General features: G+C 49.2%; 7 protein-coding genes and 7 tRNA genes. 2 read left to right on the top strand and 12 right to left on the bottom strand.

Annotated features, from left to right (window positions below):
- The 11 genes from DS743_RS07420 to argF all read right to left on the bottom strand — a co-directional run bounded on the left by DS743_RS07420 (position 1) and on the right by argF (position 5,604).
- Positions 1–73 (bottom strand) — tRNA-Arg (locus DS743_RS07420).
- Positions 74–78: 5 nt separating this feature from the next.
- Positions 79–164: transfer RNA gene (locus DS743_RS07425), tRNA-Leu, on the bottom strand.
- A 15-nt stretch (positions 165–179) separates the two neighbouring features.
- Positions 180–251, bottom strand: a tRNA-Gly gene (locus DS743_RS07430).
- 4 nt (positions 252–255) lie between these two features.
- Positions 256–328, bottom strand: a tRNA-Thr gene (locus DS743_RS07435).
- Between the two features lie 11 nt (positions 329–339).
- Positions 340–421 (bottom strand) — tRNA-Leu (locus DS743_RS07440).
- Between the two features lie 12 nt (positions 422–433).
- A tRNA-Lys gene (locus DS743_RS07445) sits at positions 434–506 on the bottom strand.
- A gap of 2 nt (positions 507–508) precedes the next feature.
- Positions 509–581: transfer RNA gene (locus tag DS743_RS07450), tRNA-Val, on the bottom strand.
- 158 nt (positions 582–739) lie between these two features.
- Positions 740–2,167, bottom strand: coding sequence for a basic amino acid/polyamine antiporter (locus DS743_RS07455; protein ID WP_003612278.1), 1,428 nt, complete (start codon positions 2,165–2,167; stop codon positions 740–742).
- Between the two features lie 100 nt (positions 2,168–2,267).
- A complete protein-coding gene (arcA, locus tag DS743_RS07460; RefSeq protein WP_003612287.1) occupies positions 2,268–3,491 on the bottom strand; it encodes an arginine deiminase in 1,224 nt (407 codons plus the stop codon).
- Between the two features lie 163 nt (positions 3,492–3,654).
- Positions 3,655–4,584, bottom strand: a complete 930-nt coding sequence (gene arcC, locus DS743_RS07465) for a carbamate kinase (protein WP_003612280.1) — start codon at positions 4,582–4,584, stop codon at positions 3,655–3,657.
- A gap of 18 nt (positions 4,585–4,602) precedes the next feature.
- Complete coding sequence (gene argF, locus DS743_RS07470) at positions 4,603–5,604, bottom strand: ornithine carbamoyltransferase (RefSeq protein WP_003612285.1); 1,002 nt, start codon at positions 5,602–5,604, stop codon at positions 4,603–4,605.
- A gap of 307 nt (positions 5,605–5,911) precedes the next feature.
- Here argF and DS743_RS07475 point away from each other — a divergent pair, with 307 nt between their 5' ends.
- Positions 5,912–6,781, top strand: a complete 870-nt coding sequence (locus DS743_RS07475; protein ID WP_003612282.1) for a DNA-binding domain-containing protein — start codon at positions 5,912–5,914, stop codon at positions 6,779–6,781.
- Between the two features lie 75 nt (positions 6,782–6,856).
- Complete coding sequence (locus tag DS743_RS07480; protein WP_035185710.1) at positions 6,857–7,576, top strand: B3/B4 domain-containing protein; 720 nt, start codon at positions 6,857–6,859, stop codon at positions 7,574–7,576.
- Positions 7,577–7,654: 78 nt separating this feature from the next.
- Here DS743_RS07480 and DS743_RS07485 read toward each other — a convergent pair whose 3' ends face one another.
- The gene (locus DS743_RS07485; protein WP_003612277.1) at positions 7,655–9,229 is read right to left on the bottom strand and encodes an amidohydrolase; all 1,575 of its coding nucleotides are present in this window, start codon (positions 9,227–9,229) and stop codon (positions 7,655–7,657) included.
- Positions 9,230–9,429: the final 200 nt, after the last annotated feature.

The following is a 9,429-nucleotide window of genomic DNA, read 5'->3' on the forward strand; positions in this document are numbered from 1 at the left end:
GCACCCAGTAGGACTTGAACCTACAACCTTCTGATTCGTAGTCAGACACTCTATCCAGTTGCGCTATGGGTGCATGCATGCCGAAGACCGGGGTCGAACCGGTACGGTTGAAACCAACCGCAGGATTTTAAGTCCTGTGCGTCTGCCAATTCCGCCACTCCGGCATATATATTATAAAAAGCGGAAGACGGGATTCGAACCCGCGACCCCCACCATGGCAAGGTGATGTTCTACCACTGAACTACTTCCGCACAATGCCGATTATACGACTTGAACGTACGACCCCCTGTTTACAAGACAGGTGCTCTACCAACTGAGCTAAATCGGCATGATATAAAATACGGGTGGCGGGACTTGAACCCGCACGTCCGAAAACACTAGAACCTAAATCTAGCGCGTCTGCCAATTCCGCCACACCCGCAGATCGGGGCCATGAGTCGTGAGGGACTTGAACCCTCGACCCTCTGATTAAAAGTCAGATGCTCTACCGACTGAGCTAACGACTCGATGGAGGATACAGGGCTCGAACCTGTGACCCTCTGCTTGTAAGGCAGATGCTCTCCCAGCTGAGCTAATCCTCCATATGACTAGTTTACGGCATAGGCCGTAAGCACAAATATTAGTATATCGTATTCAGCCAAGAATGCAAGTCTTTTTTGCCTTTTTTATTTTGAAAAAGCAAGGCGAAACACAAAAGAACAGCGGAAAACCGCTGTTTTGGGAAAGATTTTAAAATCAATTACATAATGTTGATCTTCTTGTTGGCAATCAGTACGATAGACAGAACGCAGAGAATTGCAATAAAGATAAAGGTGATCTTTTCGTTCTTGTTGAGCTTTCTGCCTTGTTCACGGACGCCTTGGTAATAAACGATCAGGCCTGGTATGTAACTCAAGGAAACAACCAAGACTGATTGCCAGCCAGCCAAAATCATGCACATGAATTGGAAGAGGGCTGCCAATAAGCCGTAGATCCATTGAGTCCATTCCTTGCGTTCACGGCTGAACTTCATTTGGTACAAGCCGACAAACATGTATGAGAACAAGATGGCACTTGAGGCCAAAGTGTAACAGAATTCGTAAGCCTTGTCAGTGAAGAGCAAGGAGAAGAGGAAGATGGTCTGCAAGATAGCAGTAGTGAACAGGGCGTTAGTTGGCGCCTTCTTGCTGTTCAGCTTGCCCCAGAACTTAGGAGCAGCACCGTCTTCAGCGATCAAAAGCATGGTTTCTGCTGGCAGCATAGTCCATGACAACCAGGAAACGATAGTGGAAATGATCAAACCAATGTTAATGATCATCATGCCCCAGTCGCCGACGATCATCTTCAAGTCGCTACCCAAAGCTGGTTGTGCAGCGCTGGCCAATTGGGCCCGGGTAAGTAAGCCGTATGGCAGGATTGAAATCATCATGTAGAAGACCAAAAGCAGGACGAAACCAAGCATGGTTGCTTGTTGCGCTTCCTTCAGGCTCTTGGCACGTGAGCCCATGACTGAGGCCCCTTCAACACCGATAAATACCCAGATCAGGGTCATCAAAGTCCCCTTCATCTGTGGCCAAAGGCCGCCAGTAGTGGTCCCCTTGGACAGGTTGTTGGCAACTCTGCCCCAGAAGTCAGCGGTGAACATCCCGCCCTTGAAGGAAACGATGCAGATGATAACAAACATAATCAATGGCACAACCTTGCAGAAAGTACCGATCGTGTTAACGAATGAGGCACTTTCAACACCGTTGTTAACCAAGAAGGTCAAGGCCCAGCAGAAGATGATGGCCACGATGATTGAAGGCAGGTTTGAACCGCCCTTGAAGACCGGAATAAAGGTCCCGATCGCGCTCATCAGCATAGTCGCGAAGGCCAAGTTGCCCAGCCAGGCACTCATCCAGTAGGCCCAGCCGGAAATGAATTCGCCCAGAGGGCCATAGCCGGCCCCGGCGTAAGCGAAGATACCACCCTTAAGATCGGATCTCTTCTCAGTCAAATTGTTCAATGACAGAACAAGCATCAAGAAACCAAAGCCGACCAGCAGCCAGGACAAAATCGCGGGCCCTGGAGCGGCAGATTGGGCAATGGAACTGGTAATGCCGAAGATCCCAGTCCCAATGGAGGAACTGACGATCAAAGCGGTCAGGCCGACAAGGCCTATCCCTTTTTTGTTTACTTTCTCTTCCATGATTTTTACCTCCCAAATACTCTTTCCACCTAAAAAGGCGGAGATAGTCTAAACCCTTGAGCGATAGACCAGCTTCGCGATTTTAGGATCTTAAAACCAATTAGATGTCTTCACGAACAATTGGGCAAGACATGCAACGTGGACCACCACGGCCTCTTGACAATTCGCTTGAGCGAACTTCGTGAACGAGAATCCCGTGTTCTCTCAGCAAAGCGTTGGAGACGTAGTTTCTGTTGTAAGTTACAACTTCACCTGGAGCGATTGCCAAAGTGTTTGAACCGTCGTTCCATTGTTCACGCGGAGCTACGATTGGGTCACCGTTACCAGTTGGGATCAAGTCGATTTCTGACTTGCCCAGTGCCTTCTTCAGCACTTCCTTGATGTCAGTGTGGTGTTCGAAGGTTACTTCGCCATCCTTGCCTGGGTGCAGTACCCAGTTGTCAACCTTGCCATCTTCAGTCAAGATGTCCGGGTGAACAGTGAATTGGTCGTAGTTGATCATGGTGAACACCGTGTCAAGGTGCATCATCGCGTGGTTGTGCGGAATTGAGATGGCAATTACAGTGTCGTAGTCAGAGTTTGCGAACAAGCTCTTAGCGATGTCTTGAATTGCGTCAGCAGTAGTCCGTTGTGAAATACCGATTGCTACTACGTGGTCGCTCAATACCAGTTCGTCACCACCTTCGATATGGCTTGCGTGGTTTCTGTCACGCCATACCTTAACCTTGCCTGCAAAGCGAGCGTTGTACTTCAAGATGTATTCAGTGATCATTGATTCACGCTGACGAGCTGGGAAAGTCATCTTGTTGACTGACATCCCGTCGCCGATTGAAGCTTGCGGGTCACGGGTGAAGTAAGCGTTTGGAAGTGGATCCATCAAGAATGGCCATTCAGTGTTTTCGGACACTGCAGCCAAGTCAAGGATAGTCAATTCCAGGTCGTCTTTGCGGATACCTTCGTAGATTCTGGTTACCAGTTCAGCTGGAGTCAGAGCCTTCAAATATTCAACCAAAGCGTCATGGGTTACGCCGGCAACAAAGCCTGCTTCAACAACTTGTCTTTCAATGAATTCGTTTCTGACAGCTTCGTCTGCCAAAGCTTCAGCAGCCAGGTCTTCGGTGTAGATAACTTCGGCACCATTGTCGCGCAGAGTTTGTGCGAAGAAGTCGTGTTCTTCCTGGGCGATTGGCAGGTATGGAATGTCGTCAAACAAGAGACGTTCCATTGAATCCGGCGTGATGTTTTCGATTTCGCGCCCTGGCCTGTGCAGCATAACTGTCTTCAACTTACCAATTTCTGAAGTTACATGAATAGGACTTGTCATAATCTTTACACTCCTATAATTGCTAATTTACCTAATATCCTAATGATTTGTGTGGTTATAAATCGTCAAGTCAACCTACTAACGACTTAACTAACTAGTTGTTCGTAATTTTTAAAGAGAGATTTTCATACTAAAATTTAAAACGGTCGATGAGCTGACGAGCTTATGCGTGGATAACAGTCCCCAACTGTCCAGCAAGAGCAGCGTCTAAGCCTGACAGAGAAGTAATGATGGCTTCTCTTTCCGGGTGGCCTTCAACGAATGACATGCAGGCTTGAACCTTAGGAAGCATGCTGCCGGCCGCGAATTGACCTTCGTCAATGTACTTCTTGGCTTCTTCAACAGAGATGTCTTCCAAGTTCTTTTGGTCTGGCTTGTTGAAGTTAATGGCTACGTAGTCAACAGCGGTCAAAATGATCAGCTTGTCCGCGCCAACATTGTCTGCCAACAATGCGCTGGAGCGGTCCTTGTCGATAACGGCTGGCACGCCCCTGAGCCCTTCTTCGGTCTCAACTACAGGCACCCCGCCGCCACCACCGGCGATAACGAGTTCATTTGCTTCAATCAAGGTCTTGATGCTGTTCAATTCAACGATTCTCTTTGGGGTCGGTGAAGGAACAACCTGCCGCCAGCCGCGCCCAGCGTCTTCCTTGAAGATGTAGCCCTTGTCTTCGGCGATTGAGTTGGCTTCTTCCTTAGTGTAGAAGGCCCCAATCGGCTTAGTTGGGTTTTGGAAGGCGGTGTCAGCCGGGTCAACAACGATCTGCGTTACGATGGTTGCCACATCCTTGGTCATGCCGCGCTTGCGGAGTTCGTTTTGCAGGCTTTGCTGCAGATGATAGCCAATGTAGCCCTGGCTCATTGCCCCGCATTCAGGGAATGGGAAGGCAGCGCTTTGGCCGTGTTCAGCAGCGTAGCTCATGCCCAGGTTGATTTGTCCAACTTGCGGACCATTGCCGTGGCTGATAACTACTTCGTTGCCGGCGCTGATCAAACCGATCAGTGAGGAAGCTGTGTTCTTAACCAATTCCAATTGTTCGGCTGGTGACTTGCCGAGGGCGTTACCGCCCAATGCTACAACAACTTTTGACATAAGAGCACCTCTTCTTGATTAGTCGCCCAAGGTAGCAACCATGACAGCCTTGATAGTGTGCATTCTGTTTTCAGCTTCACGGAAGACAACTGAGTGCTTGCTTTCGAAGACTTCGTCAGTTACTTCAAGTTCCTTCAAGCCAAACTTTTCGTAAACTTCACGGCCAACTTCAGTTTCCAGGTTGTGGAAGGCTGGCAGGCAGTGTTCGAAGATAACGTTAGGGTTTTCAGTAGCCTTAAGAACGTCCATGGTGATTTGGTATGGTGAAAGCAATTCGATCCGCTTCTTCCACTTGTCGTCGGATTCACCCATTGATACCCAAACGTCGCCGTAGATTACGTCCATGCCCTTAACGCCTTCCTTAATGTCGTTTGAAACAACGATCTTGGCGCCAGTGTCCTTAGCGATTGCGTTAGCCTTTGCCAAAGTTTCTTCACTTGGGTTCAGTTCTGGAGGAGTTACAACGTGGTATTCCATACCCATAACTGCGGCACCCAGCATCAAAGCGTTGGATACGTTGTCGTGACCGTCACCAACAAAGGCAAACTTGATGTCCTTGTATTCCTTCTTCAAAACTTCCTTAGCAGTCAAGAAGTCAGCCAGGACTTGAGTTGGGTGGTCAGCGTCAGTCAAACCGTTCCAAACTGGGACACCGGAGTACTTAGCCAAAGTTTCAGCTGCTTCTTGTGAGAAGCCACGGAATTCGATACCATCGAACATGCCGCCCAATACGCGAGCAGTGTCCTTAACTGATTCCTTGTGGCCGAAGTGTGAGCCGCTTGGCCCAAGGTAAGTTACGTGAGCGCCTTGATCGTGGGCACCAACTTCGAATGAACAACGGGTTCTGGTTGAGTCCTTTTCGAAGATCAAAGCAATGTTCTTGCCCTTCAAGCGAGGTTGTTCAACACCAGCGTACTTGTCCTTCTTCAGTTGTTCTGCCAAGTCAAGCAGGTATTCCATTTCACGAGTGTTAAAGTCTGCGAGAGTCAAGTAACTGCGGTTGCGTAAATTAAAAGCCATGATAGCTTCCTCCTGTTTTCTATTGTTTTGTGTTTTTCACTTGTTTACGATTATTATTATAGAAATCGTTTTCAGAAAACAACGACAAAAACCAAAAAGATTTACCAAAAAAATCAGCAATCAATTAATTAGTTTTTCTAAACTGTATAATCGAATTTTTTAAATGAATAGAAGGCCGCTTATACGGCCCTTTGGGTACTTTTCCCCCGTTTATACACTTTTTTATATTAAGCTGCCTTTGTGTTAAAATAGAAGCATTGACTCAGCTAACTTCAATTTACTTCAAAAATGAGGAGAAAATGCAAAAATGCACTTTTATATCACAAACAAAAGCACCAAGAACTTACAACTAATTAGTGACGCCCTGGAGCGGAACTTCGAAAACATCATCGTGGGCCGGTCAACTGATGCCCAAAGGACCTTCGATGATCTCCGCCAGCTCAGAGTTGACGTATTGGTGGTCGACTATGACCTGGCTCCTTTTGACGGCCTGGCTCTCTTAAGGCGGCTCAAGCAGGCCAACATCTTGCCCCGGGTGATCATGACGGCCAATACGCCGTCAGAATCCGTGATTACGGCTGCCTACCAGAACGGCTGCGATTTTTTTATCCACCACCAGCTCAATTCTGAAGAGATTGCCCATATTTCCAAAATCATCAGCACAACCCTGCAGCTTTTGAGCAACATGCGGGTGATTAGCGAGCTCTCCGGCAGCTTGAACAATCCATATGGCCGCCAGCAAACCACCCACCGCCAGCAGATCGACCATGTTACCGACACCCTGCGCTTTTTGGGCATTGCATCAGAAAAAGGCTATGATGACATCATGAAAATTATCCGCTTGATGGTCGACAAGGATATGAGCTTTGACCAGATTGACCTGGAAGAAAGCTTCGGCATCAGCAGCCGGGAGAAAAAGGTCATCTACCAGCGGATCCGCCGGACCCTGCACATCGGGATCGTCAACCTGGCCACCATGTGCATCGACTACCCGGACAACGAAATGCTGCTGGACTATGCCAACAACCTCTTTGAATACCAGAACATCCACGTGGAAATGCAGCACCAAAACAGCAAGGAGCTGGAGCGGGGGCAGATTTCCCTGCAGCACTTTTTTGACGGCCTCCTTCAGGAAAGCTACCGGGTCAAGCGGGACAGCAACAATGAGCTCTGGTAAGGAGCTTTCTGCTTGTAGTACAATTGGATAGTAAAGAAAGAACTTATCTCTTTTATATATAAAGAAAGGCACAACATGTTAGAAAAAGTTACCGTTGACCCAAGTTTTTGGGAACTCTTCCCTGACGCGCAAGTAAACATCATGCTCGTCAGCGGCATCGACAACCATGACACTGATGACAATTTGGCCTGCCGGCGCAAGCTGCTCAGAGAAGGCAGCGACAAGGCGGAAGACTTCCTGGGTGCTGCGGCTTTTGCCAAGAACCCAGTTGTTGCTGAATGGCGGCAAGCCTACCAGCAATTCAAAAAGAAGAAAGGCGTCCGGGCTTCCATCGAAGCGCTCTTGAAGCGGATCGACAAGGGCGAGGACTTGCACCCGATTTCACCATTGGTTGACGTCTACAATTCAGTTTCCCTGGCTCATGGTGTCCCAATCGGCATCGAAGACCAAGATAAATTGGCCGGCACCATGCACCTGGGCCAAGTCCACGAAGGCCTGCCCTTCCAGCCGGTCGGCGCTGACAAGGACGAACCGACCCTTGAAGGGGAAGTTGCCTGGTATGACGACCAAGGTGCCGTTTGCCGCTGCCTCAACTGGCGGGATGCCCAAAGAACCATGCTGGATGAAGATTCAACTAAGGGCGTAATCGTAATTGAATCAGTCAACGCTGACCAGGCCCAGCGAGCTAACGAAGCCATGAGCGACTTGGAAGAGCTTTTGGAAGAATTTTTCGGCATCAAGCCGGACAAGTCTGTGGTCTTGACCAAGGACGCGCCAAGCGTGGACGTTGACTAAAAAACTATCAACAAGTTTTCCACAAGCAAAAAGTCTTACCCGTCATAGGTAAGACTTTTTTCGATTGACTAAAATATTTTACTTCTTTTCCTGGCTCCAGACCTTTTCTCCGCCAATCCAAGTCGACGCCGGCTTGACCTTGGCTAAGTCCTCTGCCTTTTGACTGAAGATGTCTCTTTCCAAGATAACAAAGTCGGCGTCCTTGCCCGGGGTCAAGGTTCCGTTATTGACGAAGCCGCCCATCTTGGCCGCGTCTCTGGTATAAGCCAGGATGGCCTGGACTACTGGGATACCTTCATCTTCATTAATAAAACCGCCTGCTGCCGTGTGTCGGGTCACTGCCGCGTAGATTCCGTAAAAAGGACTGTCCGGTTCCGCCCATGGGGTGCATGGGGCATCAGAACTGAGGCTGAAAAGAATATTTTCTTTGTCTAAGCTCTTGATCCGGTAGGCCATTTTCAGCTGGTCCGCTGACAAAAACTGCCGGTAGGAATCTTCTTCGGCGAAGAAGAAGATCGGCTGGGTGGAAACAGCCGGGCCAATTTTTGCCCCCTTCAGCTCCTTGAGCATGGAGTCGGATAAAAGTGAAGCGTGCTCGATTCTGACTGACGGCTGACCTTCAAGCCAAGGATCCAGATCCTGGCAAACGTCGATCACCCGCTGAATGGCCGCGTCGCCCATGGCGTGAACCGCGACCTGCAGCTTATTTTCTCGGGCATAAGCAATAATTTCCCGCAAACGGTCCTCACTGGTTAATGCCACGCCCTTTTTGCCAGATGGGAAGGCATCCTTCATCAAGGCCGTTTCACCGGAAATACTGCCGTCCATGAAGACTTTGAGCCCGGCCACCCGCAGGCGGTCACTCTTTTCGATTTCCAAAGGACCAGCAACTTCATCAGCCACGTAATAGATAGCTGACTTAGGCTTAAAGCCCTGCTTGTAGGCATCTTGGTACAAGGAAAGCGTGGCGTAAGGGTGCAGCCGCCCCATCATTTCCCCGATGGCCACCAAGCCGTTTTCCAGGTAGTGGCTGGATGACTTGACCAGGTTGGCCACGTCATTTTCGTAAGACAAGGCAGATTTAGCCCGGATCAACAGCTGGCTGGCCGCGACTTCCCGCATGAAGCCAGTTGGCCGGCCGGAAGCGTCTTTTTCAATCTTCCCGCCCGCCGGGTCCGGCGTATGCTCATCAATTCCCGCTAATTCCAGAGCCCGGGAGTTGCCCACTGAAGAGTGGCAGTCAGACCGGTACAAGAAGATCGGCTGGGTAGTTGATACCTGGTCCAGGTCATCTCTGGTCGGGCTCCGGTGTTCAGCCAGCTTGCTTTCGTCAAAGCCCCAGCCCTCAATCCAGACGTCAGGCCCCTGGCCATATTCCGGAGTATGGCGGAGGGCTTCCTGCATTTCACTAATACTGTTAACCAAAGGCGGGGTGCAGGCTGCCCCATGCAAGGCGTCAGCAATATACTTGGGGTGGGTGTGGTTGTCGATCAAACCTGGCAGGACGGTTTGTCCCTGAAGATCAATGAGTTCACCCCGGCCTTTTTCCCCAATAGCCACGATCTTGCCGTCTTCAACCGTGATTGAATCAGTAAAGGCCGTCTCGTTTTCCCCGGTAAAAATTTTCCCGTTTACAAAAGTTCGGCAGTTCATCTTTTTCTCCTGTTTTCCTATTAATCCTAATTCTATATCTGTTAAGCGTTTACAATTTTATTCTACTCAGAAAGCCGACAAATAACAGTACAAATTAGGCAAATAGAAAATAAAACAAGAAAACAAGAAAACAAAAAGAGCCAGACTTCCGTCTGACTCTTGATTCGCGCGGCAGCTTCCTATCCTCGCAGGCAGTTTCC

The organism is Lactobacillus leichmannii (assembly GCF_024701915.1).
Classification (GTDB): Bacteria; Bacillota; Bacilli; order Lactobacillales; family Lactobacillaceae; genus Lactobacillus; species Lactobacillus delbrueckii.

Excerpts from the sequence above, each read along its gene's own strand:
- DS743_RS07455 (WP_003612278.1), bottom strand. The coding sequence starts at position 2,167 with ATGGAAGAGAAAGTAAACAAAAAAGGGATAGGCCTTGTCGGCCTGACC.
- arcA (WP_003612287.1), bottom strand. The coding sequence starts at position 3,491 with ATGACAAGTCCTATTCATGTAACTTCAGAAATTGGTAAGTTGAAGACA.
- arcC (WP_003612280.1), bottom strand. The coding sequence starts at position 4,584 with ATGTCAAAAGTTGTTGTAGCATTGGGCGGTAACGCCCTCGGCAAGTCA.
- argF (WP_003612285.1), bottom strand. The coding sequence starts at position 5,604 with ATGGCTTTTAATTTACGCAACCGCAGTTACTTGACTCTCGCAGACTTT.
- DS743_RS07475 (WP_003612282.1), top strand. The coding sequence starts at position 5,912 with ATGCACTTTTATATCACAAACAAAAGCACCAAGAACTTACAACTAATT.
- DS743_RS07480 (WP_035185710.1), top strand. The coding sequence starts at position 6,857 with ATGTTAGAAAAAGTTACCGTTGACCCAAGTTTTTGGGAACTCTTCCCT.
- DS743_RS07485 (WP_003612277.1), bottom strand. The coding sequence starts at position 9,229 with ATGAACTGCCGAACTTTTGTAAACGGGAAAATTTTTACCGGGGAAAAC.